Here is a 24,464-nt window from a genome sequence, read left to right on the forward strand (position 1 = left end):
GGCAGCGCGAGCGGGCCCGCCGCCGAGGTGGGACGGGAACAGTGCCGGGTTCGTCCCCGCTGCCGGCCCGCACGACCGAAAGGCAGTTCCCGGGCTCGGGGGTAGGAGAGGCATGCGCTCGGTCGCTCTCGCCGGCAAGCCCAACGCCGGGAAATCTACGTTCTACAAGGCCGCCACGCTGGCGGACGTGGCGGTCGGCAACTACCCGTTCACGACCATCGACCCGAACCGGGGGGTGAGTCACGTCCGAACCGACTGCCCCTGCCTCGACATGGACGAGCGCTGCGGGAACGAGCACTGCCACGACGGCAAGCGGTACGTCCCGATCGAGCTGATCGACGTCGCGGGGCTGGTCCCCGGGGCCCACGAGGGCCGGGGGCTGGGCAACCAGTTCCTCGACGCGCTGACGAACGCGGACGTCATCCTCAACGTCGTCGACGCGTCGGGCGGGACGAACGCCGAGGGCGAACCGGTCGAGGCGGGGAGCTACGACCCCGTCCAGGACGTCGAGTTCGTCGCCGAGGAGATGGACCTCTGGCTCGCGGGGATCGTCGAACGGAACTGGGAGTCCGTCGAGCGCCAGTCGCGCTCGCCGGAGTTCGACATGGACGAGGCGCTGACCGAACTCCTCACCGGCGTCGGCGCGACCGTCGCGGACGTCGCCGCGGTCCTCCGGTCGCTCGACTACTCGGACGACCCCATCTCGTGGGAGGACGAGGACCGCGAGGCGCTCGCGCGGGCGGTCCGCGAGCGGACGAAACCCATCGTCGTCGTCGCGAACAAGGCCGACGTCGCTTCCGAGGACGACGTCGAGCGCCTGCGCGAGGCCGCCGACCGGGTGATCCCCTGTACCGCGGAGGGCGAACTCGCGCTCCGGCAGGCCGCGAAGGCCGGGGTCGTCGACTACGATCCCGGCGACGACGCCTTCGAGATCACGGGTGATCTGAACGACGCCCAGGCCGAGGGCCTCGAACGCATCCGCGGCGTGATGGACGAGTGGGGTGGGACGGGCGTCCAGACGGCGCTCGACGAGGCGGTGTACGGTCTGCTCGACCAGATCACCGCCTTCCCCGTCGGGAACGAGACGCGGTGGACCGACGGCCAGGGGAACGTCCTGCCCGACGCCTTCCTCCTGCCGCGGGGGTCGACCCCGAAGGACCTCGCCTACGCCGTCCACTCCGACATCGGCGACGGCTACCTCCACGCCGTCGACGCACGGGCGGAGCGGCGGATCGGCGAGGACCACGAACTCACGGAGGGCGACGTCGTCAAGATCGTCTCGACGGCGAAGTAGCGGGTTCCGGTCGGGCCCCGGGAATCGTTCAGTCGTCCCCGTTGAGCGTCTCGTGGACTCCGACCACGAACGCCGGGACGACGAGCATGAACAGGTGTTCCTCCAGGGGGATGCCCAGCAGTTCGATACCCGTCCGCATCGGGATGGCGAACACGCCGACCTCGAGGGTGTACCAGTCCCAGACGTACGCGACGGGGTAGACGACCGCGACGGTGCGGGCGGCGGCCCACCAGGCCCGGGCGTGCCACAGCAACAGCGCCGCGACCGACCCGAACATCACCTCCGTGGCGAGGTAGGTGTACGGGCCCAGGACGGTGATGTCGGGGAGCGGCGCGCCGGCGAGCGGCCGAAACCAGACGGCGGCGACGAGCAGCGCCAGGAAGACGTACGCCCCCCGAACGAGGAGCATCGTGGCGAGTCGCGGGGGCGCGCGGTAGGCGAAGGCGGCGACGATACCGAAGGCGACCGCGGCCGCGGGCGCGCTCGGGGGGAACACCCCCTCGATGGCGAGCGCGAGCACCGCGAACATCCCGACGCCCATCAGGGCGTAGGCGAACGACCGGGCGCGTCCGGGACCGAGCACGACCGCGACGGTCCGCTTGCCGATGGAGCGGTCGTAGTCGTGGTCCTTCGTGTCGTCGACGGTCTTCACGCCCGAGAGGGTGACGAGGAAGATGGCGGCGAACGCGAGGACCACGGGCGAGAACGCCTCGGCCTGGACGTAGTAGCCCCCGAGGAGCGCGAACGAGACCCCCGAGGGGTAGCCGGCCGTCGCGCCGACCGGGTGGAGGTCGAGCTGGGGTGCGTGGAGGTAGCCGACGATCCATCCCGGGAGGGTGACGAGCGTCGCGACGGGACCGACGACGACCCCGAGCGCGATCGCGCAGGCGAAGAACACGGCCGAGGCCCCGACGAGCGCCGTCCGACAGCCCAGGGCGGTCATGGGGTGGTCCTCGTCCTCCCCCCGGAGGTGGAAGTCGACGTAGCCGTCCTTCACGTGGGCGGTGTAGAGCGCCGCGAACGCGGCGACGAGGTGGAGGACGAACGGGAGCGCGTCGACCCTGACGGCGAGCACCGCGCCGAACGCCGACGCCGCCAGCGGCGGGAGCATGAACACGGGGTGGATCTGCGACGTGAACGCCCGGAGGGCCGCACCGGGCCCCGCTCCGTGACGCGCGATACCGTGTTCCGTGACCATACCCGGTCGTCGGGCGGGCGACCCATAAACGTGCGCCGTCGCCGGGTCTCACCCGGACGCGGGCGTCCAGTTCGACCGGTCGAAGACGGTCTCGGCCAGGTGGGAGGCGAGCGTCCGGGCGCCCTCGAGCGACGACTCGTGGAGTTCGCCCGAGACGGGGCCGGTCTCGCCGCCGTGGCGCTCGACCTGCGAGACGCCGTCCGGGACCGGCTCCTCGCGGCGGTAGGCGAGCAGGCGTTCGCGTAGCGACCGGAGCGCCCCGGAGGTGAGCTCGACCCCGAGGTGCTGGAGGTCGTACCGGACGACGAACCCCCGCTCCCCGTCCCGGACGGCGACGACGGGTCGGTCCGCCTCGGCACAGCGGCTCCAGAGGTCGTAGCCGGACTCCCGCGTGTCGTAGACGGGGACGTGATCGGGCGAAAGCGAGTCCATGCCTGAGGGAGGGTTCGCGTCGGCTTGTGGCTGTCGGCTCCGGCGGTCCATGCGTCCTCGACGGATTTCCCGGGGATCACGGGACGCCGGGGCGGGGGCGCTACGAGACGGCCCGGGTCGCCGCCCCCATCGCCTCGAGGGCCTCCTTCAGCGTCTCGACGTCGACGGCGTAGGAGATGCGGGCGTGGCCGGCACCGTTGTCACCGAACGCCTCGCCGGGGACCACGACGACGCCGCGGTCGATGACTTCCTCGACCCACCCCTCGGGGACGCGCGGCATGGCGTAGAACGCCCCCTGCGGGGTCGGCGTCTCCAGGCCCATGTCCGCGAGCCCGTCGAGGAGGACGTCCCGCCGCTCGGCGAACGCCCCGACCATCTCGTCGACGACGTCCTGCGGGCCCGAGAGGGCGGCCTCGGCGGCGAACTGCGAGGGGGCGGCCGCACAGGCCTGGCCGTACTGGTGGACGCGGAGCATCCGCTCGATCCGGCGCTCGGAGGCCGTCACCCACCCGAGCCGCCAGCCCGTCATCGAGTAGGTCTTCGAGCAGGCGTTTACTACTACTACGTTGTCCGTGTCGGCGAACTTCATCGGGGAGTGGTGCTCGCCGTCGAAGACGATCCGCTCGTACACCTCGTCGGAGAGACAGACGACGTCGTGCTCGTCGGCGATGCGGGCGAACTCGCGCATGTCCTCTTCGGACTGGACCGCGCCCGTGGGGTTGGCGGGCGAGTTGACGACGAACATCGCGGTGTCGTCGGTGATCGCCGCCTCGACGTCCGCGGGGTCGAGCGTGAGGTCCTCGCGGAGGTCGACCGGTACGGGCGTCCCGCCGGCGATGTGGGTCAGCGCGTCGTAGGAGACGAACCCCGGGTCCGGTATCAGCACCTCCTCACCCACATCTACGTGTGCCTCGATAGCGATGTGCAGGGCCTCGCTCCCGCCGGCGGTGGCGACGACGTCCTCGGGATCGACCGAGTAGCCGTTGTCACGGTCGGTCTTCCCCGCGATGGCCTCCCGCAACTCCCGAGTCCCTTTGTTCGACGTGTAGGCGTCGGTCGCACCGGATCGAATGGCCTCGATGGCCGCCTCGCGTGCGTGTTCGGGGGTCGGGAAGTCCGGCTGACCGAGACCGAGGTTGATGGCGTCCTCGCCGGCGGCCTCGAACACCTCGCGGATGCCCGAGATGGAGACCTGCTCGACGCGGCTGGAGAACCCGCTCATACGCGTGGCCTGCGACGGGGGGACCGATAACTGTTCGTGGTTTACGCCACCCCAAAGGCCCGAGGGCCGGCCGGCCCGAAGCGAACACAACAGTCAGCCCGTCGAACGACGGTCCCAGGGGGCGGAGCTTGGTGAACGCATATATTTCCCCCGGCACGCAGTAGACCGTCGAATGAGCGTGGTGGCGGAGTTCACGATACCGGCGGGGACGTTCGGCCTCGGCCGACTCCTGACGTCCGAGAGCGAGGCGCGGATCGGACTCGAACGGCACGTCCCGACCAGGGAGGAGGTCATGCCGTACTTCTGGGTGGAGATGGCCGACGGTGACTTCGAGGCGTTCGAGCGCGAGCTGCGGGAGAACGAGATCGTGAGGGAGCTCAACGTCCTGGACCGCATGGGCGACCAGACGCTCTACGCCATCGAGTGGGAGCGAATCCCCGAGAGCCTCATCCAGGGTATCGCGCAGTCCGACGGGGCCATCCTCGAGGGGCGGGCGGTGGATGGACGCTGGCGGTTCATGATCCGCTTTCCGGACCACGCCCGGCTCACCGAGTTCCACGAGTTCCTGAGCGAGCAGGACATCGCCATCCACGTCGACCGCGTCTACACGCGGGGGGAGGGGGACGACCGCCAAGAGCACGACTTCGACCTCACCGAGGAACAGCGCGAGACCCTCACCAGTGCGGTGCAGCGGGGGTACTTCGAGGTCCCGCGGGGGGTCACGCTCACCGACCTCGCGGACGAGCTCGGGATCTCCCGCCAGGCCGCCTCCGAGCGCCTCCGCCGCGGAGCCAACACCGTCCTCCGGAACGTCCTCCCCGAGAGCCACGGGGAGACGGGACCGGAGGGAGCCGACGACACCTCGCCGTGAGCGGGGCCGGACGTCCCCGGTCCGACCCGGGTCAGGACGAAGGGTCCTCCCTCTCGGACTCGTCCGGGTCGTCGTCGTTGGCCCAGAGGGTGAGCGGTCGGGTCTCGGCGCTCTTGATGAGCGTCTCGTCGACCACGTCGAGACCGAGATCGTCGAGGGTCTGGGCGATCTCGGTGATGTCGTCCTGGGTCGCGCCGACCACCTCGATGACGACGTTCTGCTGGCCGGTCATCAGCTCGCGGACGTCCAGCACGCCGTCGACCTCGAACGCCTCCTCGACGAGCCGGCGTCGGTCGGCGATGGGGACGGTGCAGGTGAACTGGTAGTGGAAGGGGAACCCCGCCCCGACGTAGTCGACCTCGATGGTGTACCCCCGGATGATATCCGCCTCCTCCATCGCCAGGATGCGGTTGCGGACGGTGTTGCCCGAGACGGGGACGGTCTCGGCCAGCTCGGTGATGGTGGCACGCCCCTCTCGCTGTAGCTCGAAGAGGATCCGTTCGTCGATCGAGTCGAGTTCGCCGTCCTTCACGTCGGGAACGCTCCGGGAGCACCCGTAATAGCGTTTTCCCCACACGGTCCGAATGATTGAGAAATTCTCAAATATATCCCGAACGACATTCGATATCGAACTATATACCGGCCTTGACATGGAAAGCGAACGCGTGAACCGGGTGGGAAGGGGATTGGGAGGTAGATGAGCGATCCCAAGCACCGATTTCCGTCGGACGGAGACGACGGTAGCTCTTCCACGACGAGCGGGTCGGTCGGGGGGTGGCGAGCAGTGCTGAGCTGGCTCGAATCGCTGTACTCGGACTGGAAGGGAGGAGATTCGGCGGGATCGGAGACGAGACGATCAGAGGCATCGAGAGAGGAGAACGAAGGCGGCGACGCATCGCCGGCGTCCGCCTGCGAGGAGACCGGGACGCCGACCAGGTGGCAGGACCTCCTCGATGGGGAGACGGTGTCGAAGCAGGAGGTGCAGGTGGAACTCGGCCTCCAGCCACACGAGTTCCTCGCCTGGCTGGTCCGCTCGTCGGGCGGGCGGATGTGGCAGGCGGACATGGTCGACACGACCGGCTGGTCGAAGTCGACGGTGAGCCGCTACCTCGACACCCTGGAGTCGAACGAGGTCGTCGAACGCGTCCGGATCGGCCGCCGGAAGCTCGTCGGCGTCCCCGAGGAGATGCCGACGGGTTCCCGGACGCCCGACGCCCCTGCCGGCCCCGCCGAGGACGCCCTCGGTGACGGCCGGTGGGCCGACGAGGCGATCTGAGAGCGCCGTACACCGACCGTCGGCGATCGCGACGGCCCGACCTCTACGGTATCCGCGAAACGGGCGGCCCGGGGCGGACCGGCGGTTCCCCCGGAGCCGCTACGGGCCGCTCGGGGCGTCCTCGTGGAGCCGCCAGGCGACCTCGCCCTCCCCGACCGTCTCGACGATCCCCCGGCGCGCCATCTCCTCGAGCACCTCCGAGAGCCGGCCCGGCTGTGCGATCTCCATCTCGATCCGCTCGACCCGGTGGTACTCCCTGAGCAGGCCGCGTATCTCCTCGGCCGTGTAGGGGCCGTCCGCGCCCTTCTCCATCACGCCGGTCGTGAGGTCGATCATGTCCTCGATGAAGTTCCACGGGTAGACGATCCAGGCCCACTCGTCGAGGCGCTCGCCCACGAAGTCGGGCTCGAACTCGCTCGTCCCCAGTAGCTGTAGCGTCGCGGTGCGGACCTCCCCCGGGTCCCGGTCGGTGACGTACTCGTGTGCGCGGCGGATCGAGCCCCCCGTATCGGCGATGTCGTCCATGACGAGCACGTCCTTGCCCTCGACCGAGCCCTCGGGCATCGGGTATCTGACCGTGGGCTCGCCCGACTTCTGGGCGGTGCCGACGTAGTGCTCCATCTTCAGGCTCGTGAGGTCGTCGAGCCCGAGGAAGTCACAGATGACCCGCCCGGCGAACCAGCCCCCGCGCGCGAGGGCGACGACGACGTCCGGCTCGAACTCCGCGGCCTTCACGTCGTCGCTGACCTCGCGACAGAGGTCGTAGATGTAGTCCCAGTTGGTTATCGTGCACTTGAACTCGTCCGGGAGATCGGACATGCGATGGGGTCACCGGTCGTCGCTCCGGACCGCCGGCAATTAAGCGGTCCGACTCCACGGGACGGACCACCCGATTCGGCTGCCGCTACGGCCGTCGGGGCGGGCACGCCACGGGGAGTCCGGGTCGCCGACCGGAACGGGCGCGCCCGGACGGGGACCGTCCGGCGCGGTGGCTCGGAGGATCGAAAACGGAGAGCACGGGGGAGAGAAGTGCCCTCCAGGGGGAATTGGCCGGCTGACTCCGGCCATCGGAAGGGACGGGGCCGGGGGGTTTAACTGCCTCGACTCCCGGCACGGGCCATCGATCGCGCTCGCGGTGGACAGTCGCTCGTTCCACCGGAACGTGAGGGACGAACGGCGTGACGGGAGACGAGCGCGTCGGCGGTACACGGAAGGGATCCCGACCCCTCGTCGGAGTCATGTGGTTCGACGACTTCGATCACGAGGCGCACGTCGGGCGGGCCATCGAACTCGGCCGCGAGGCCGCGGAGCGTGGCGACAACCCCTACGGGAGCGTGCTCGTCCGCGAGGACCGAGTGGTCATGGAGGCGCGCAACGCGGTGGTCACGGAGGACGACCTCGCGGCCCACCCCGAACTCGCGCTCGCGCGGCGGGCGGCACGCGACCTCGACCCGGCGGAGCGAGCCGAGACGGTGCTGTACACCAGCACAGAACCGTGTCCGATGTGTGCGGGCGGGGTGTACCACGCGGGGCTCGGCGGGGTGGTCTACAGCGTCTCGGCCGAGCGCTCCCGGGAGTTCGGGACGGACCTCGTCGTCCCGTCGAGCGAGGTGTTCGCGGGCGGGTCGCGGGAGATCCCGGTCGTGGGTCCGGTCCGTGAGGCCGAGGGGGTCGCGCTCCGTCGGGATTACGGATAACCCATACCGGCAACGTGTGGTGGTTGGCGAAACCGGTAGCGGTGTTCTCAACCCCGTTAAACTCGCCCTACGGTTTTTTATGGGTGCCTGCCACATTCCGAACGGGGGAGAGCAGAGATGAACCTATACGCCGGATCTGACGGCCGGTACTACACCGACTGGCAGGTCTCCTGGCGCTTCGAGAACGACGAGTGGCGCGCCTGTATGTGGGATACCGAGGAGGGATGGGAGCTCGTCGAGGAGGAGGAGGAGGAACTGGTGTGGCTCGCCCCGGTCGAGAGGGAGGACCTCCCGGACTGGGCGGAGCTTCGACCGGAGAGACACGGCACCGTGGTCGTCGACCGCCGCGAGGCGGACGATCACGGGAGAGTAGAGCCGAGAGTAGAGGGAAGAACCGGATAGGCCGGCCACCGCCCGCGGAACGACAGCAGTTTCTTAGGCGGGGCGGTCGTGGCCGTCGCATGAACGACGCGGACGACGGGGACGAGGCCGCCGTCGAAACCCGGCGTGCCTGCCTCGTCGACGCCTTCACCGACGAGCCGCTGCGCGGGAACGCCGCCGGAGTGGTCCCGGACGCGGCGGGGTTGACCGACGAACAGATGCAGTCGATCGCGCGCGAGCTGGGCGCGAGCGAGACGGCGTTTCTCCGTCCCAGCGAGGAGGCCGACCGGCGGGTCCGGTACTTCACCCCGGAGACGGAGGTCGACCTGTGCGGCCACGCGACCATCGGGAGCCACGCGCTGCTGTACGCCGACAGCACCCTCGAAGCCGGGACGCACACCCTCGCGACGAACGTCGGCGTCCTGGAGATCGAGGTGGAGTCCGGCGGACGGGTCTGGATGACCCAGGACGACCCCGAGATCCGCGAGGTCGAGATCGGGTACGACCGGCTCGGGTCCGTCCTGGGGATCGACCCCGAGGCAATGCGCGACGTCGGCGCGGACCTGCCGGTCGCCCACGCGAGCACCGGGCTCCCGTTCCTGGTCGTCCCGGTCAACTTCCTCGAACACGTCGGCAACGCCGACCCGGACATGCGGGCGATAGAGGAACTGAGCGACGAGTTCGGGGTCGCCGGCGTCTACGTATTCACGTTCGACACGCTCGACGCCGAGTCGACGCTCCACGCGCGGATGTTCGCCCCGGGCGCGGGCGTCCCCGAGGACCCGGTGACGGGGACGGCCTCGGGGGCCGCCGGGGCGTACCTCGACCGGTTCGGGGCCGTCGACACGGACGCGATGCGGTTCGAGCAGGGACACTTCCTCGACCGCGACGGGACCGTCCACGTCGAGATCGGCGAGCGGGTCCGGGTGGGCGGCGACGCCGTCGTCTCCTTCGAGGGTCGCCTGCTCGTCCCCGCCGCGTCGGAGGACGAGATCCTGGAGATCTGAGGCCGAACGACCGGCGTCGGAACGCACCGGGCGGTCGCGGGATCCGGCCCGGGAGAGGACTCCTTACTCGGTAGTGAGTTACTCCCAGGACCGCTTGCTGACGCATTGCGAAGGCATAAGGCCGCGCCCGTTACATCCGAGGACGATGCCAGAGCGCGGACGCGAGACTCCGGTCCTGTGGCTGGAACGGGTACGGTCGGAGGACATCGACTCCGTCGGGGGCAAGGGTGCGTCTCTCGGGGAGATGACTTCCGCCGGACTGCCGGTTCCGCCGGGGTTCGTCGTCACGGCCGAGACCTACCGCTGGTTCATCGAGGAGACGGGGATCGCCGAGGAGCTGTTCGAGGCCGTCGACGTCGACGCCGACGACTCGACGGCGCTGGCCGACGCCGAGGCCCGGGCCGAGGAGCTCATCCTCGGGACCGACATGCCGGACGGCCTCCGCGAGGAGATCCTCGAGGCCTACGCCGACCTCGACGACGGGGAGGCGTTCGTCGCCGTACGCTCCTCGGCGACCGCCGAGGACCTCCCCGACGCCTCGTTCGCCGGCCAGCAGGAGACGTTCCTCAACGTCACCGGCGAGGACCTCGTCGAGCGCGTCAAGGAGTGCTGGGCCTCGCTGTTCACCCGGCGGGCGATCTACTACCGGCAGGAACAGGGGTTCGCCCACCGCGACGTGGACATCGCCGTCGTCGTCCAGCGGATGGTCGACGCCGAGAAGTCCGGCGTGATGTTCACCTCCCACCCCTCGACCGGAGACGACCGGATCATCATCGAGGCCGCGTGGGGGCTCGGCGAGGCCGTCGTCTCCGGGTCCGTCTCCCCGGACAACTACGTCATCGATCGGGAGACCGGCGAAATAATCGAGGAGACCATCGCCGACAAGAAGACGATGATGGTCAAGGACCCGGAAACGGGCGAGACCGTCGAGCGCGAGGTCGAGGCGGATCGACGGGAGGCGCGCGTCCTCGATAGCGACGAGATCGAGCGACTCATCGAACTCGGCGAGACCGCCGAGAACCACTACGGCGACCCACAGGACGTCGAGTGGGCCCTCGTCGACGGCGAGGTGTTCATGCTCCAGTCCCGGCCGATCACGACGATCTCCGACCCCGAGGCCGCGGCCGGCGTGACCGACGGGTCGGGGACCTTCGAGGAGCAGGAGGGGAGCGACGGGTCGATGCTCATGAAGGGGCTCGGTGCCTCGCCGGGTATCGTCTCGGGGCCCGTTCGCGTGGTGCGAAAGCTCGACCAGCTCGACAAGGTCGGCGAGGGCGACATCATCGTCACGGAGATGACCACCCCCGACATGGTGCCCGCGATGAAGCGGGCGGCCGGGATCGTCACCGACGAGGGCGGCATGACGTCTCACGCCGCCATCGTCTCGCGCGAACTCGGCGTCCCCGCCGTCGTCGGCACCGGCGAGGCCGCCTCGACGCTCTCGGACGGACAGGTGGTGACCATCGACGGCGACAAGGGGACCATCACCGAGGGTGCGGCCGAGGAGGAGACGACCGAGGAGGACCGACTGGAGGAGATCCGGCCGCAGAACCCGGTCAAACCGATGACGGCCACGGAGGTCAAGGTCAACGTCTCCATCCCGGAGGCGGCCCACCGCGCCGCCCAGACGGGTGCGGACGGCGTCGGCCTCCTCCGGATGGAACACATGATCCTCTCGACCGGCGAGACGCCCGACCACTACGTCGAACACCACGGCGCGGACGCCTACATCGAGGAGATCGTCAACGGCGTCCGGGAGGTCGCTGAGGAGTTCTACCCCCGTCCCGTCCGCGTTCGGACGCTCGACGCCCCGACCGACGAGTTCCGCTCGCTCGAGGGGGGCGAGGACGAGCCCCACGAGCACAATCCGATGCTCGGGTACCGGGGCATCCGTCGCTCGCTCGACCGTCCGGAGGTGTTCGGCCACGAGCTCGAGGCGTTCCGCCGGCTGTTCGACATGGGCTACGACAACGTCGAGGTCATGCTCCCGCTGGTCAACGACGCCGAGGACGTCCTCCGGGCCCGGAAGCTGATGGAGAACGCGGGGATCGACCCAGAGAAGCGCTCGTGGGGCGTGATGATCGAGACGCCGGCGAGCGCGCTCTCCATCGAGGAGCTGGCCGAGGCCGGCATCGACTTCGCCTCGTTCGGGACGAACGACCTCACCCAGTACACGCTCGCCGTCGACCGGAACAACGGCAACGTCGCCGACCGCTTCGACGAACTCCACCCGGCCGTGCTCAACCTCATCGGGGAGGTCATCGAGACCTGCCGGGAGCACGACGTGGCGACCTCGATCTGTGGCCAGGCCGGATCGAAGCCCAAGATGGTGGATTTCCTCGTCAACGAGGGCGTCTCCTCGATCTCGGCGAACATCGACGCCGTCCGCGACGTCCAGCACGAGGTCAAGCGCGTCGAGCAGAAGCTCCTGCTCGACTCCGTCCGGTAGCCCGGACGGCACCACGCCGCACCGTGTCACGGGCGGTTCGTCCCCGGGCTCGGCCGCGTGATGACGTCCGTCCGCCAGTCTCGACACGAGCGGCGCTCGTGGATCCGCCCGGATCGGGACGCGTGCCGATGCCAACAGGCTTAGGACGGGGCTCCGAGTAGTGACTACCGTGCTGGACGCCGCCGTGATCTGCGGTTCGCTCTCCGTCCTCCCGCCGCCGTCGGTGGCCGTGGTCGACCTCCCGCTGAGCTTCCACCAGGGGATCTACCACACGCTCGAGGCGGCCGTCGCCCGGGCGACCGGCCCGCTCGGGCTGGTCATCATCTTCGTCTACTCCTTCCTCATCGCGTTCGTCCTGCCGCTCCCCTCGGAGGTCGTGCTCGCGACGCCCCTCCGCCTGGGACTACCGTACGCCGTCGAGATCGCGATCATCATGGTGGTCAGCGGGACGGGGAAGGCCTGCGGGAGCGTCCTCGCGTTCGCCCTCGGCCACCAGGCCAAACAGTCGGGCCCGGTGATCGGCCTGCTACGGCGCTCGCGGTTCGACGTCGTCGCCTGGTCCGAGCGCCGGACGGTCGAACTCGCCCGAAAGTACGGCTACATCGGCCTCGCGATGGCGCTCTCGGTCCCCTTCTTCCCCGACACGCTCTCGATCTACGCGTTCTCCGTCCTCGAGGAGGACTACCTGAAGTTCGCGGCGGCGACGTTCGTCGGGAGCGTCGGTCGACTGCTCGTGACCGTCGCTCTGCTCGGCGGGGCCGCGGCCATCGTCTGATTCGACCCCGAGAGTGGACGGGAGTGGGCGGGATTGACGGGATTGGCGGGGTCCAAGCGCGCGTTCTTGCTCCGGGGGAGCGTAGTCGTCGCATGAACACCAGACGTCTCTCGAGCGGGGCGGTCCTCGGCGGTGTCGTGATACTCGTCGGGCTCGTCCTCCTGCTGCGGACGACCGGCGTCTACGACACCGGGCCGCTCCTCGGGTACGTCCCGTCGCTGTTCGTCCTCGTGGGGCTGTACGCGCTCGTCGCGAGCGGCTTCCGCAACCTGACCGGCCCGGTACTCGTCGTGCTCGCGGCGGGCACCTGGCAGCTCGTCGCGCTCGACCTCGTCGCGGGGTCGACCGTGGTCGACCTCTGGCCCGTGCTCGTGATACTCCTCGGCGTCTCGATCGCGCTCGGGCAGATCCGCCCACGGGCGGCGGGGACCGAGGGCGACTACGTGAACGCGTTTGCGCTGTTCGGCGGCGTCGAGCGCCGGGCCACCTCGCCGACGTTCCGCGAGGCCGATCTCACCGCCCTGTTCGGCGGGACGACCCTCGACCTCCGCGACGTCGACCGCGAGCCGGGGAGCCCGCCGGTGCGCGTGAACGCGACGGTGCTGTTCGGCGCGGCCGAGATCGTCGCCCCGAGGGAGTGGAACGTCCAGTTCGACGCGCTCCCGATCCTCGGCGGCGTGGAGGACTCGCGGCTCCGGGACGCGGGTGAGGGACACGAGGAGGTCGACCTCGTGGTGAGCGGGTTCGTCGCCTTCGGCGGCATCGAACTGAAGGACTGAACCGCCGACCACCGGCCCGCCGATGCGATCGCTCTCTCACTTCTTTCAGTTTCACCCCGCCCGGCACAGCCTCAATAGCAGGGCCGCCCGGTCGTCGGCCGGGTGATCGTCCGTGACAGGGACGACTGGAACGGTGGACTGGTTCGAGATACCGGTCGAGGACGTGGACCGGGCGAGGGAGTTCTACGCGACGGTGCTCGGCTGTGAGTTCGCGGTCGACGAGGACGCCGGGGGGTCGTATCCGATGTTCACGGCCGAAGACGGCGACGTCACGGGGGCACTGACACCCGTCGGGGAGCATCCGGTCGGTGAGGAGGGGACGCGGGTGGCGTACACGACCGGCGACTCGGGTCCGCTCGTCTACCTGGCCGTCGAGGATCTCCAGTCGGCGCTCGCGGCCGTCGAACCCGCGGGCGGGGAGGTCCGGGCCGGTCCCCAGGAGACGGCTGACGGGGCTAGCTACGGGATACTCACGGATCCAGCAGGGAACCGTATCGGGCTCATGTCTCGCGGTTCGGGGAGTAACACGAGTTAGTAACGGTCGGACGGGTCCGGGAGTGTGACATCTCGACCGCGACTTTTTTCTCGACCCGCGGAGTAGTCCCGAGCGTGATCCGACGGCTCGCGTTCACGTTTACCCGCGGTATGCGCACGCTCGCGTAGCCGTCGCCGTCGGCAGACCGTTCCTTCCGAGGTGTTCCACCCCTCGCTTTCGAGACACTCCGTGCCTCCCGGCTCTCATACGGCCGTGCCGGACCGCGAAACCGATGGCCTTCGTCCGTATCGCCCACGAACGACGGACCGGCGGGTTTTACGCCCGCCACACCAGAGAAACCGATATGAGCCACGACGAGTTCCCGACCGACCGACCGGCGGTGGTGACCTGCGGGCTGCCGTACGCGAACGGCGACCTGCACGTCGGCCACCTCCGGGGGTACGTCGGGGCGGACGTGCTGAACCGCGCCCTCCGCAAGCTGGGGCAGAACACCGCCTACGTCTGCGGGTCGGACATGCACGGGACGCCGATCGCGGTCAACGCCGCCGAGGAGGGCGTCTCGCCCGAGGAGTTCGCGATGGGCTGGCACGAGACGTACGAGGAGACGTTCCCCCGGTTCAACGTCGACTTCGACAACTACGGCCACACCCACGACGAGACGAACGTCGGGACGACGAAGGAGATCGTCCGCACCCTCGAACGGGAGGGGTACGTCTACGAGAAGGAGATCATGGTCGGCTACGATCCCGAGGCCGACCAGTACCTCCCCGACCGGTTCGTCGAGGGGACCTGCCCGTACTGCGGGGCGAAGGCCCGCGGCGACGAGTGCGACGAGGGATGCGGGAGACACCTCGAACCCGGCGAGGTCGAGGACCCGATCTCGGTCGTCACCGGAAACCCCGCCGAGTACCGCGAGCGAGTTCATAAATTCTTCCGCGTCTCGGAACTCCAGGAGTACCTCCAGGGGTTCATCGACCGCCTCGAAGGGACCTCGAACGCGCGGAACCAGCCCCGCGAGTGGATCGAGGGCGAACTCCGGGACTGGTGTATCACCCGGGACATGGACTGGGGGATCGACTACCCGGGCGAGGATGCCGACGATCTCGTGCTCTACGTCTGGGTCGACGCCCCCATCGAGTACATCTCCAGTACCAAACAGTACTCCGAGCGCGTCGGCCCCGATACCTACGACTGGGAGGAGGTCTGGCGCGAGGACGGCGAGGTGGTCCACGTCATCGGCCGGGACATCATCCAGCATCACACGGTGTTCTGGCCGGCGATGCTCCACGCCGCCGGGTACACCGAGCCGCGCGCGGTGGCGGCGACGGGGTTCATCACCATCAACGGGAAGGGGCTCTCGACCTCGCGCAACCGCGCCGTCTGGGCCGACGAGTACCTCGACGAGGGGTTCCACCCCGACCTGCTGCGGTTCTACCTCGCGACCAACGGGGGGCTCCAGCAGGACGTCGACTTCTCCTGGGAGAAGTTCGCCGAGCGGGTGAACAGCGAGCTCGTCGGAACGGTCGGAAACTTCCTCTACCGGTCGACGCTGTTCGCGGAGCGCAACTACGGCGGGACGCCCGACGCCGACGTCTCGGCGGAGGTCGAGGAGCGGATCGAGGAGGCGATAGCGGAGTTCGGCGAGGCGGTCAACGACTACTCCATCCGCGGGGTGGGTGACTCGGCGGTCCGACTCGCGCGGTTCGGCAACGAGTACATCCAGCGCGAGGAGCCCTGGAACCTCACGGATGACGACCCCGAACACGCCGAGCAGGTCATCCGCGACTGCGTCCAGCTGGCGAAGGCCATCGCCGTCCTGTTCGAGCCCATCGCCCCCGGGAAGGCCGCGGAGCTGTGGGCGGTCTTCGGCGGCGACAGCAGGGAGGTCCGGGACGTGACCCTCGACGCCGCGCTCGAACCGCCCGCGGCCGAGTTCGACGAGCCGACCGAGCCGTTCGAGAAGGTCGTCGACGAGCGCGTCGAGGAGCTGAACGGGAAGCTCGCGGAGCGGATCGAGGCATCCGCCAGCGACACGGAGGACGACACGACGGAAAGCGAAAGCGACGAGGCGACGGACGACGGATCCGGTGACGTGACTACCGATCTCGATCCCGTCACCGACGAGCGGATCAGTTTCGACGACTTCCAGGAGCTCGACATCCGCGTGGGCCGCATCGAGTCCGCGGAGCCGATCGAGGGGGCGGACGAACTCGTGAGACTGACGGTCGACATCGGCGTCGAGACCCGACAGATCGTCGCCGGGATCAAGCAGCTCCACGACGTCGAGTCGCTACCGGGGACGAAGATCGTCGTCGTCGCCAACCTGGAGAAGGCGGAGCTGTTCGGCGTCGAGTCGAACGGGATGCTGCTGGCCGCCGGCGAGCAGGCCGACCTCCTGACGACGCTCGGTGACGCCGAACCGGGCGAGCGGGTGGAGTAGTCCGCCCCGACTACTCCGCGTCCCGCACGAGGACTACCCGCAGGTCCATGACGTTCGTCCCGGTGGGGCCAGTGTAGACGGCATCTCCAAGCTCACGGAGGGCGTTCGCGGCGTCGTGTCGCCGTAACGTTTCGTGGAGATCGACGCCCATCCGCTCCGCCCGGCCTGCCGTCCCGCCGTCGATCAGCCCGCCGGCGAGGTCGGTCGGCCCGTCGGTTCCGTCCGTGCCGACCGCGACGGCGGCGGCATCGAGGCCGGCGACACCGAGTGCCGCACCGAGCGCGAACTCCTGGTTCGGGCCACCCTCGCCGGCATTCTCCCCGACAGTGACGGTCGTCTCCCCGCCCGAGACGATGGCGCACGGCGGCTCGACGGGGCGTCCGCTCGCCGCCACTTCCTTCGCGATGCCCGACAGACAGGTCCCGACCTCGCGGCTCTCACCCTCGAGCACCGTCGAGAGGAGCATCGCCTCCACGCCGAGCGCTTCCGCGCGCTCGCACGCCGCCTCGCAGACGTCCCCCGCGTCGGCCAGGACGACGGCGTGGGTGTCGAGCCGACCGAACGAGTCGGGGGTCGGCGTCTCCCGGTCGGGGTGGTCCTGGCTCTCGGTGAGGTGTTCGAGGACGGGAGGTACCCGATCGCGCAGGCCGTGGCGCTCCAGCGCCCGCACCGCGTCGGCGAAGGTGGTCGGATCGGGCACGGTCGGTCCCCACGGCTCGCCCGCCACCTCGTCGACGATGATCAGGCTCACCGTCGTCGCGGGGTGGATCGCTTCGGCGAGCCGACCGCCCTTGATCCGCGAGAGGTGTTTCCGGACCGCGTTGACGTCCTCGATGGGCGCGCCGGCCTCGAGGAGTACTCGGGTGGTCTCGGCCAGTTCGTCGAGCGTGATCCCGGGTACCGGCAACGGGAGGAGCGCCGACGCGCCGCCCGTGATACACGCGAGCACCAGGTCGTCTTCGCCGGCGCTCTCTGCCAGGTCCGTCACCGCCCGTGCGGCCCGGTGGCCCGCCTCGTCGGGGATCGGGTGACCGGCCTCGTGGACCTCGACGCCGTCGGGGACGGCTCCCCGGGCGTTCTCACCCTCGCCGTCGATATCGTCACCGCGCTTCTCGACGACGACCCCGCCGGAGAGCCGGTCGCCGAGCACGTCGCGGACGGCGCGGACGAGCGCGAGCGACCCCTTCCCCGCGCCGACGACGAGCACCCGATCGGTCGATCCGAGGTCGTACCGACGGCCGTCGACGACGAGCGTCTCCCCGTCGAGTGCGATCCGCTCGGGAACGAGTCGGTCGGGGTGGACCGCCGCGAGCGCGCCGTCGACGACGTCGAGGAGGAACTCCCGGGCGGCGGCGGCGTCGCCGTGCGAGCACAGCGCCTCTCGGTTCTCGATGGGGGCCATCAGGTCGCCGGCGGCCAGCCCCCGTAGTGCCCGTCCCCGCCCAGCCGCTCCTCGATCCCGAGGAGCCGGTTGTACTGCTCGGTGCGCTCGCCCCGGGTGACGCCGGTCTTTATCTGTCCCGCGTCGAGCCCGACGGCCACGTCCGCGAGCCAGGGGTCGGGGGTCTGTCCGGATCGTTCGGAGACCTGGACGGCGTAGCCGTTCTCGCTCGCGGTCGCCGCGGCGTCGAACGCGCCGGTAACCGTCCCGACCTGGTTCACCTTGAGGAGGAGCGCGTTCGCGGCACCCGCCTCGACGCCCCGCTCGACCCGCTCGGGGTTCGTCACGAAGAGGTCGTCGCCGATCACCTGGCAGTCGAGGCGCTCGGTCAGCGCCGCGGTGGTGGAGAAGTCCGCCTCGTCGAGGGGGTCCTCGATCGATTCGAGGGGGTACGTCGAGGTCAGGTCGTCGTAGACGTCGATCATCTCCGCGGGCGTGTGGGTCTCGCCCATCAGCGAATAAGTCCCCGTCTCGGGGTCGTGGAAGTGCGTCGCGGCGGCGTCGATCCCGAGTGCGAACGAGTCCCCGTAGCCGCACTCCTCGACGGCGGCGAGCATCTCGTCGAACGCCTCGCGCGGGTCGGTCATCCCGGGCGGGGTGTACCCCCCTTCGACACCGACGTTCCGCGAGGCGTCCCCGTAGGCCGCCTCGAGTCGATCGCCGAGTTCGTAGTAGACCTCCGCGCCCATCCGGATCGCCTCGGCGAACGATTCGGCGTTCGTGGGGATCAGCTGGTGCTCCTGGAAGCCGAGCTCCGTCGCGGCGAGCTCGCCCCCCTCGATCACGTCGAGGAACGGGACCGGGAGCGTCACCTCCTCCCGACCGGCGACGTCCGCGACCCGCTCGTGAAGGGGGACGTCCAGCCCGTCCGCGGCGGCCTTCAGGGCGGCGAGGGAGGTCCCCGTCGAGGTGTTCCCGCCGATCTCGGCGAACCGCCCCGTGCCGTCGAGATCGCGGAGCGCGTCGTCGACCGCGCGCTGGTCGCGCACGTCCGTCCCGGCGAGCGCCGGGGCGACCGTCTCCTCGACGGTCCCGACCGCCGTCCTGACGCCCCTGCCGCGGAAGCGGTCCTCGCCGTCACGCAACTCGACCGCCTCGTGAGAGCCCGTCGACCGGCCGGCCGGGACGTCCGCCCGTCCCCGGAAGCCGGCGTCGGTCTCGACCGTGACCCGGAGCGTCGGCTCCAGGCGGCAGTCGAGGATCTCCCTCGCACCGACCGTTCGTATCTCGAACCCGCTCATTCGTCCGTGGATGCCAGGAACGCGTACAAAGGTGTTCCGGGCACCGGGGCCGGGCGCTACCGCCCGGCGTTCGACCCGGGTGGCGCAGTGGTCGGAACCGGCCGGCACTGATCGGGTCGTAGCGTCGAGTCGACGGGACACGGCGGAATCGCAAGGCAGGTCGTAACGGCTTCCGGCGAGGGGCCAGAAGCGGTGTTCGCCACTGACGGACGACGAGCGTCCCGCTCAGAAGAGACCGGTCGACTTGCCGACCCAGCCGGCGAACTTCGCGCCCTCGACGACCACGGTGTTCGTGACGCCGACGCCGTTGATCCGGATGTCGCCGGCCCGGCGCTGTCGTTCGAACTCGGCGGCCGGATCGGACGCGTCGAGGACGGCGAAGAAGGCGTCCTCGCTGGTCAGGGCCCGGTAGTCGGGGTCCTCGGCTGCCCCCTCGCCGTAGTCGGTGATGGTGCCGTCCTCGGCGGTGGTGAAGTGGTAGACCGTGCCGGTGTCCGCGCTGGCGACCGTCGACCCCTCGCCGACCCGGAGTTCGACGCTCCGTCCCGCCAGTCGCCCGCGGACGATACCGGGTGCCTGATCGGTGTTCGCGTTGTACACCTCGACGAGTCGGTCGACGTTCACGTCGTCCGCGTCGTCCCCGTCGCCCGCGTCCTGTGCGAGCACGGCTCCCGGAACGACCGACAGTACGACCGCGACGGCTAGCAGTACACCGAGTAGACGCCCACCCCTGGATGTCATGTCCCCCCGAAGGGCGCGCGTCGGCTAAGCGCTTTTCGTCCGCTCAATCCGTGAATCCGGAAAGCATCAGAGTCGGGCCCGTCGCGGTCCGATCCCGTCACCGGCTCCCGGTTCGGGGCGTTCCGAGGGCAGATCCCGACCGTGCCACAAGGGGTTTGAATCCCGGACTCCAACCCGTGGTATGGCCGACGACGACGAATGGCGGTTCGAACTCGAGGACCTCTCCGACGCCGAGGGTGAGGACGGTGGGGACGGGACGAGCGAGGGGCTCACCGCCCCGTCGGAGATCCCGGTCGAACCCGAGTCCTGGTCGCTGGAGGGTGCCGCGTTCGTCGTCCTGGGGGTCGTCGCGACGCTCTTCGTCTTCCTGCGGTTCGCCGTCGGGTAGTTCGGCATCCCGAACCGTTACGTTCCGCCGGTGCCTACCCCCGGGTATGGCAGAGGTCCCGGGGCTCGGACTCCCGCTCTCGTTCGTGCTGCTGCTGGCGGGCGCGGGCCTCATCGTCGCGGAGGCGCTGGCACCGGGAGCGCACTTCATCGTCCTCGGGGTGGCGTTACTGGTCGCGGGACTCGTCGGGCTGCTCCTCCCGCCGTCGATGGCCGCCGTCACCCCGTTCGTGCTCGCGGCGGTGGTCCTGGGGGCGGGCGCGGCCGCGCTGTGGGCCTACCGCGAGTTCGACTTCTACGGCGGGCGCGGGTCGGGCCGGACGTCGGATTCGGACTCGTTGCGCGGCAAGACCGGCCGCGTGACCGAGCGCGTGACCGAGACCGACGGCGAGGTCAAACTGGAGGAGGGCGGGTTCAACCCCCACTACCAGGCCCGGACCGTCAGCGGCAGTATCGAGGTTGGCGAGGAGGTGATCGTGGTCGACCCGGGCGGCGGGAACGTCGTCACCGTCGAGGCGCTCTCGCGGCTCGACGACGACATCGACCGCGAACTCGCCAGGGAGCGTCGTCGCCGCGAGCGGGAGGAGTCGGGGTCGTCGGGAGCGGAGCGGGACCGCGACGGCGAGCCCGAGACCGCCTGATCCGGGCGACGTCGTTCGCCCCCCGGCCGTAGCAGGGCGGTTATTACGGACGACCACGTACGGACGGGTATGGACCTCTCGCGGCTGTCGGGACACGCCCCGACTGAGGTGACCGACGAGGAGCGCGAGGCCGCCGTCCTCGCCCCCGTGGTCACCCGGGACGAGCGGCCGCACCTGCTGTTCGTCAAGCGATCCGCCGACCTCTCGAGCCATGCGGGACAGATGGCGTTCCCGGGGGGCGGGCGCGAGCCGAGCGATCCCGACCTCCGGAGGACCGCGCTCCGCGAGGCGAACGAGGAGGCCAGCATCGATCCGGCCGAGGCGGAGGTGATCGGCCGGCTCGACGACATCCGAACCACCTCGCGCTACTCGGTTCGCCCCTACGTCGCCCGGGTTCCCGACCGGGAGTACAGCCCCGACATGACCGAAGTGACGGAGCTGGCCGTCCTCGCCGTCGAGGACCTGATCGATCTCGCGAACTACGACTCCGAGCGCCGCGATCACCCCTACTACGGGGACATCCGGCTCCACTACTTCCGGGTAGAGGGCTACGTCGTCTGGGGGGCGACCGCCCGCATCCTCGCCCAGCTGCTCGAACTCACCACCGACTGGACGGTCCCCGAGGAGCCGGACCGCCGGGTCGGGCCCGACGCCGAGTTCCAGGTGTGAACTCGGGTCGTCGACGCCCGACCCGGGACCACGACGAGAGGGGTGTTCGGGGAACGATACGGTTTTACGGCGGGCACGGCTTCCCCGTGACAGACACGTCGTTCGTGGCGACCTGGAGGCCGGTCGCGCGAGCGACGACCCACGACTACAGACCATGCTGACCGGGGAGACGCTGACGCGCGCTGGCATCGACGTGGTGACGCTCAAGCCCGCCGAGTGCGACGTCTCGCGGGGACGGGACCTGCCCGTCGACACCGTCGCCGTCGACTACGAGGGGCGCGAGCACGTTCCGGACGAGCGGACGCTCTCGCGGCTCGCCGACGCCAAACGGGTGCTCGTGACGACGCCCGTCAGGGCGGACGGGTTCGACCCGCTGGGCGACGACTCCCTCCTCGATCGACTCCCCTCGGGCGTCCGGCGGGTGCTCGTCGCCGGTCACCCGGCGTACCTGAGCGAGACGGAACGCGAACGGGCGGTCGCGCCGCGGCTCGGCCGCGCGCTGGAGGACGCGCCCGACGCCTGGGTCGGCACCGAGGGGGTCGAGCGGCTCGCGATGGCGACCGGCGGGGTGCAGTACGACCTCCTCTCGCGGCGCACGGAGTCGGAACTCCGGGCGCTCCGCGCGGCCGGGTTCGACGGCGAGATCGCCGTCTACGCGCCGACGGTCCTCACCGACGACGAGGACGCCATCCTCGACGGGGTCGGGGCCTACGCCGCCCGGCGCGGCCCCGTCGCACGGGCGCTCCCCGAGGGCGCGCCGACCGGCGCGAACGCGAGTGGCCGCGCACGCGACGTGCTCTCGACCGCGGTCCGTGACTACGCGCTCGTCGGGAGCGTCGAGGAGGTCCGCTCGCAGGTCGAGGCGCTCCGCGAGGCCGGGGCCGACCACGTCGTCGCGTACCCGGCGCGCGGGATCGGTGACTTCCTGAAGTAGGTGGGCACGGGGTCGTCCGGGCCGGGAGGGGCGGGATCGGATCCGGCGTAGAGCGGTCGCTCGGATCGCCAGCGATCGGGTGACGAGTGGGGTCTGCCCCGACCTCTCGTTACCCCCTACTCCTCGTCGGTCGAGTCGGCTCCCTCGAACTCGCCCGTGGAGGTCCCGACGTCCGTCGTCTCGACGTCGGTCCCGTCGTCCTCCTCGGTGGCTATCTCGACCGGGCGGTCCTCGTCGGTCTCGACCTTCGGGAGTTCGACGCGGAGCGTGCCGTTGTCCGTGAGGGTGGCCGTCGCGCTCTCGGGATCGACGCTCACCCCGGCGGGGAGCTTGGCACGGCCGTCGAGCGACATCCCGCGGCCGGGGAGCCGCATCTCGTAACCCTCGAAGAACTCGCGGAAGCGGTCGACGCGCACGAGGATGGCGTCGTCCTCGAACCGGACCTGGACGTCCCCGGCCTCGACGCCGGGCGCGTCGAACACCGCGAGGTAGGCGTCGTCGCTCTCGAGCAGATCGACCGCGAGCGGGCGGCGCTCCTGGAGCCGCGATGCCGCCCGGCCGATCCCGTCGAGGACCGCAGTGCCGATGGACTCGCCGATGTCACGCAGCATCGACATCGTCAGACCTGGATTTCCTCGAGCGCGTCGGCCGACCCGCAGTGCGGGCAGGCGAACGACTCGACGCCCGTCCCGTCCGGCATGTTGTACGTGTAGTGGAGTTCGAACATGTCGAGGTCGCACTCCTCGTCCGTGCAGGCCACTTCGAGCGTCTTTGGCATAGCCGGGGATAGGGCCGGGGCGAACATGAATGCCCCGCCTCCGTGCGGGCGAGACGGCCCGGTCGAAGCGGTTCGATGGCCCCTGCTCCCTCGAACGTTATCGGGTCGGCGCTCGTCGGTCGCGTGTGAACGTTCACGGCGTCGACTTCAGCGGGGCGGCCGAGCCCGGGTGCAAGATATGGATCGCCAGCGGCAGTGTAGATAGCGGAGGGCTCTCCGTGACGGGCGTACGATCGGCGGGGTTGGAGTTCGGAGTCACGAGGCGAGCGCCGCTGCTGGAGGAGTTACGCGGGTTCCTGGCCGACGCCGAGGGGACGGTCGGACTGGATTTCTCGTTCGGCCTCCCCCGGGCGGTACTCGCCGAGGCCGGGGCGCTCCCCGAGGACGGATGGGTGGAGTTCCTGGCCTGGTTCCGCGAGCGGTTCGGGGACGCGGACGCGCCGGGGATGCAGGAGACGCTACGGGGGTGGGGGCGTCGTTCGAGGACCGGGGGCGTCGAGCACAAACGCCGGACGGACGCCGAGCGTGCCGCGAACTCCCCGTACAGCAACATCACCCGGTACCAGACGCTCCACGGGATCCGCGACGTCCTCGCTCCGCTGGTAGAGGAGAACGTGGTGAGCGTCCAGCCGATGGCTCCGGTAGAGGGGGTTCCGACGCTCCTGGAAATATACCCCGCGGCGACCCTCCGGGACCTCGGCCTCCCCGACCGTCGGTACAAGGAGCCCGGTCCCGAGGCCCGCGAGCGGCGGGAGCGAACACTCGACGGCCTGCGCCGGTGGGGGATGACCCTCCCGGAGCGGTTCGAGGAGGCGGTGCTCGACGACGCGGATGGGGACGCGCTCGACAGCCTCGTCGCGGCAGTGGCGACTGCCAACGCGGCCGGCTCGGAGTTCGAGGTGGAGGGGAAGCACTACGATCCCGTCGAGGGGTACATCTATATCTGACTGATCCACCCGAAACTTCCGGACAGCGATACGTTTCGAGAGTCGTGCCGGACAGAGGGCCCGTATCGTGTACCAACGCTTATACTTCGACATAGCACAGCTGTTCAGCGTGGACGTCCTCACCGCGTACAATGGCGCGCTCCTCCGTGTTGGGCTCTACCTACTGATCTTTTGGCCGACGGTTGGGTACTACGTGTATCAAGACTGCAAGAGGCGGGATCGGTCGTCGCCTCGTATCCGTGGGATCGTCTACGGATTCTTCGGCCTGCTCGGGTTAGTCGCCTATATTTCACGGAAGAGTCGAAGCAAGCCCGCTGACCGATAGGGCGACCGTACGCAGCAGACCGACGCCATCCGGTGTCGGGGGT

The 24,464-nt window shown here is 69.9% G+C and carries 27 protein-coding genes; 17 read left to right on the forward strand and 10 right to left on the reverse strand.

Annotated elements, in window-relative coordinates; all coding sequences use genetic code 11:
• Positions 1-112: 112 nt before the first annotated feature.
• On the forward strand, positions 113-1,294 hold the full coding sequence (locus WDJ58_RS06975; protein WP_338916932.1) for a redox-regulated ATPase YchF: 1,182 nt from the start codon (positions 113-115) through the stop codon (positions 1,292-1,294).
• A gap of 28 nt (positions 1,295-1,322) precedes the next feature.
• Here WDJ58_RS06975 and WDJ58_RS06985 read toward each other — a convergent pair whose 3' ends face one another.
• From WDJ58_RS06985 to WDJ58_RS06995, 3 genes are all read right to left on the reverse strand, one after another.
• Complete coding sequence (locus WDJ58_RS06985; RefSeq protein ID WP_380660414.1) at positions 1,323-2,492, reverse strand: lycopene cyclase domain-containing protein; 1,170 nt, start codon at positions 2,490-2,492, stop codon at positions 1,323-1,325.
• Between the two features lie 48 nt (positions 2,493-2,540).
• Positions 2,541-2,924: a hypothetical protein gene (locus WDJ58_RS06990; RefSeq protein ID WP_338916933.1), complete on the reverse strand. Its 384-nt coding sequence runs from the start codon at positions 2,922-2,924 to the stop codon at positions 2,541-2,543.
• A 100-nt stretch (positions 2,925-3,024) separates the two neighbouring features.
• On the reverse strand, positions 3,025-4,146 hold the full coding sequence (locus WDJ58_RS06995) for a pyridoxal phosphate-dependent aminotransferase (protein ID WP_338916934.1): 1,122 nt from the start codon (positions 4,144-4,146) through the stop codon (positions 3,025-3,027).
• A 172-nt stretch (positions 4,147-4,318) separates the two neighbouring features.
• Between WDJ58_RS06995 and WDJ58_RS07000 the strand changes: the two genes are divergently transcribed.
• A complete protein-coding gene (locus tag WDJ58_RS07000) occupies positions 4,319-5,017 on the forward strand; it encodes a helix-turn-helix domain-containing protein (RefSeq protein ID WP_338916935.1) in 699 nt (232 codons plus the stop codon).
• Between the two features lie 31 nt (positions 5,018-5,048).
• Here WDJ58_RS07000 and WDJ58_RS07005 read toward each other — a convergent pair whose 3' ends face one another.
• Entirely contained in the window at positions 5,049-5,549 is a 501-nt protein-coding gene (locus WDJ58_RS07005; protein ID WP_338916936.1) for an Lrp/AsnC family transcriptional regulator, read from the reverse strand.
• A gap of 252 nt (positions 5,550-5,801) precedes the next feature.
• Between WDJ58_RS07005 and WDJ58_RS07010 the strand changes: the two genes are divergently transcribed.
• On the forward strand, positions 5,802-6,293 hold the full coding sequence (locus tag WDJ58_RS07010; protein ID WP_338916938.1) for a helix-turn-helix transcriptional regulator: 492 nt from the start codon (positions 5,802-5,804) through the stop codon (positions 6,291-6,293).
• 99 nt (positions 6,294-6,392) lie between these two features.
• On the opposite strand, the gene WDJ58_RS07015 is transcribed toward WDJ58_RS07010, so the two are convergent.
• Entirely contained in the window at positions 6,393-7,112 is a 720-nt protein-coding gene (locus WDJ58_RS07015) for a phosphoribosyltransferase (protein WP_338916939.1), read from the reverse strand.
• A gap of 419 nt (positions 7,113-7,531) precedes the next feature.
• Between WDJ58_RS07015 and WDJ58_RS07020 the strand changes: the two genes are divergently transcribed.
• The 8 genes from WDJ58_RS07020 (at position 7,532) to metG (ending at position 16,317) form a co-directional block, all read left to right on the forward strand.
• The gene (locus tag WDJ58_RS07020) at positions 7,532-7,990 is read left to right on the forward strand and encodes a nucleoside deaminase (RefSeq protein WP_338916940.1); all 459 of its coding nucleotides are present in this window, start codon (positions 7,532-7,534) and stop codon (positions 7,988-7,990) included.
• A gap of 117 nt (positions 7,991-8,107) precedes the next feature.
• Complete coding sequence (locus tag WDJ58_RS07025; RefSeq protein ID WP_338916941.1) at positions 8,108-8,392, forward strand: hypothetical protein; 285 nt, start codon at positions 8,108-8,110, stop codon at positions 8,390-8,392.
• Positions 8,393-8,451: 59 nt separating this feature from the next.
• Positions 8,452-9,378, forward strand: a complete 927-nt coding sequence (locus tag WDJ58_RS07030) for a PhzF family phenazine biosynthesis protein (RefSeq protein WP_338916942.1) — start codon at positions 8,452-8,454, stop codon at positions 9,376-9,378.
• 145 nt (positions 9,379-9,523) lie between these two features.
• Positions 9,524-11,827 carry a phosphoenolpyruvate synthase gene (gene ppsA, locus WDJ58_RS07035; RefSeq protein ID WP_338916943.1) on the forward strand — a complete coding sequence of 768 codons (2,304 nt, stop codon included), beginning with the start codon at positions 9,524-9,526 and terminating at the stop codon, positions 11,825-11,827.
• Between the two features lie 223 nt (positions 11,828-12,050).
• On the forward strand, positions 12,051-12,602 hold the full coding sequence (locus tag WDJ58_RS07040; protein WP_380661575.1) for a YqaA family protein: 552 nt from the start codon (positions 12,051-12,053) through the stop codon (positions 12,600-12,602).
• 92 nt (positions 12,603-12,694) lie between these two features.
• Positions 12,695-13,381, forward strand: a complete 687-nt coding sequence (locus WDJ58_RS07045) for a LiaF transmembrane domain-containing protein (RefSeq protein WP_338916944.1) — start codon at positions 12,695-12,697, stop codon at positions 13,379-13,381.
• A gap of 112 nt (positions 13,382-13,493) precedes the next feature.
• The gene (locus tag WDJ58_RS07050) at positions 13,494-13,916 is read left to right on the forward strand and encodes a VOC family protein (RefSeq protein WP_338916945.1); all 423 of its coding nucleotides are present in this window, start codon (positions 13,494-13,496) and stop codon (positions 13,914-13,916) included.
• A gap of 304 nt (positions 13,917-14,220) precedes the next feature.
• Complete coding sequence (gene metG, locus WDJ58_RS07055; RefSeq protein WP_338916946.1) at positions 14,221-16,317, forward strand: methionine--tRNA ligase; 2,097 nt, start codon at positions 14,221-14,223, stop codon at positions 16,315-16,317.
• A 10-nt stretch (positions 16,318-16,327) separates the two neighbouring features.
• On the opposite strand, the gene WDJ58_RS07060 is transcribed toward metG, so the two are convergent.
• The 3 genes from WDJ58_RS07060 to WDJ58_RS07070 form a co-directional block, all read right to left on the reverse strand.
• A complete protein-coding gene (locus tag WDJ58_RS07060; RefSeq protein ID WP_338916947.1) occupies positions 16,328-17,719 on the reverse strand; it encodes a glycerate kinase type-2 family protein in 1,392 nt (463 codons plus the stop codon).
• Positions 17,719-18,999: a phosphopyruvate hydratase gene (eno, locus tag WDJ58_RS07065; RefSeq protein ID WP_338916948.1), complete on the reverse strand. Its 1,281-nt coding sequence runs from the start codon at positions 18,997-18,999 to the stop codon at positions 17,719-17,721. The genes WDJ58_RS07060 and eno overlap by 1 nt, the downstream gene beginning before the upstream one ends.
• Positions 19,000-19,224: 225 nt before the next feature.
• Entirely contained in the window at positions 19,225-19,740 is a 516-nt protein-coding gene (locus tag WDJ58_RS07070; protein WP_338916949.1) for a hypothetical protein, read from the reverse strand.
• A 181-nt stretch (positions 19,741-19,921) separates the two neighbouring features.
• On the opposite strand from WDJ58_RS07070, the gene WDJ58_RS07075 reads away from it, so the two are divergent.
• The 4 genes from WDJ58_RS07075 to WDJ58_RS07090 all read left to right on the forward strand — a co-directional run bounded on the left by WDJ58_RS07075 (position 19,922) and on the right by WDJ58_RS07090 (position 22,371).
• Positions 19,922-20,128 (forward strand): DUF7312 domain-containing protein, encoded by a 207-nt coding sequence (locus tag WDJ58_RS07075; RefSeq protein ID WP_338916950.1) that lies wholly within the window; start codon positions 19,922-19,924, stop codon positions 20,126-20,128.
• 46 nt (positions 20,129-20,174) lie between these two features.
• Positions 20,175-20,768, forward strand: coding sequence for an NfeD family protein (locus WDJ58_RS07080; protein ID WP_338916951.1), 594 nt, complete (start codon positions 20,175-20,177; stop codon positions 20,766-20,768).
• Positions 20,769-20,837: 69 nt separating this feature from the next.
• Positions 20,838-21,437: an NUDIX hydrolase gene (locus WDJ58_RS07085; protein WP_338916952.1), complete on the forward strand. Its 600-nt coding sequence runs from the start codon at positions 20,838-20,840 to the stop codon at positions 21,435-21,437.
• A gap of 154 nt (positions 21,438-21,591) precedes the next feature.
• Entirely contained in the window at positions 21,592-22,371 is a 780-nt protein-coding gene (locus WDJ58_RS07090) for a DUF7388 family protein (RefSeq protein WP_338916953.1), read from the forward strand.
• A gap of 116 nt (positions 22,372-22,487) precedes the next feature.
• Here the strand turns inward: WDJ58_RS07090 and WDJ58_RS07095 are convergent, their stop codons facing one another.
• Both WDJ58_RS07095 and WDJ58_RS07100 read right to left on the reverse strand, forming a co-directional pair.
• Positions 22,488-22,982 (reverse strand): Hsp20/alpha crystallin family protein, encoded by a 495-nt coding sequence (locus WDJ58_RS07095; protein ID WP_338917824.1) that lies wholly within the window; start codon positions 22,980-22,982, stop codon positions 22,488-22,490.
• Between the two features lie 8 nt (positions 22,983-22,990).
• Positions 22,991-23,149, reverse strand: a complete 159-nt coding sequence (locus WDJ58_RS07100) for a DUF7559 family protein (RefSeq protein ID WP_338916954.1) — start codon at positions 23,147-23,149, stop codon at positions 22,991-22,993.
• A 218-nt stretch (positions 23,150-23,367) separates the two neighbouring features.
• Here WDJ58_RS07100 and WDJ58_RS07105 point away from each other — a divergent pair, with 218 nt between their 5' ends.
• Positions 23,368-24,096 (forward strand): DUF429 domain-containing protein, encoded by a 729-nt coding sequence (locus tag WDJ58_RS07105; protein ID WP_338916955.1) that lies wholly within the window; start codon positions 23,368-23,370, stop codon positions 24,094-24,096.
• A 109-nt stretch (positions 24,097-24,205) separates the two neighbouring features.
• Entirely contained in the window at positions 24,206-24,421 is a 216-nt protein-coding gene (locus tag WDJ58_RS07110; RefSeq protein WP_338916956.1) for a hypothetical protein, read from the forward strand.
• Positions 24,422-24,464 lie beyond the last annotated feature (43 nt).

This window comes from Salinirubellus litoreus (genome assembly GCF_037335815.1).
Taxonomy (GTDB): Archaea; Halobacteriota; Halobacteria; order Halobacteriales; family Haloarculaceae; genus Salinirubellus; species Salinirubellus litoreus.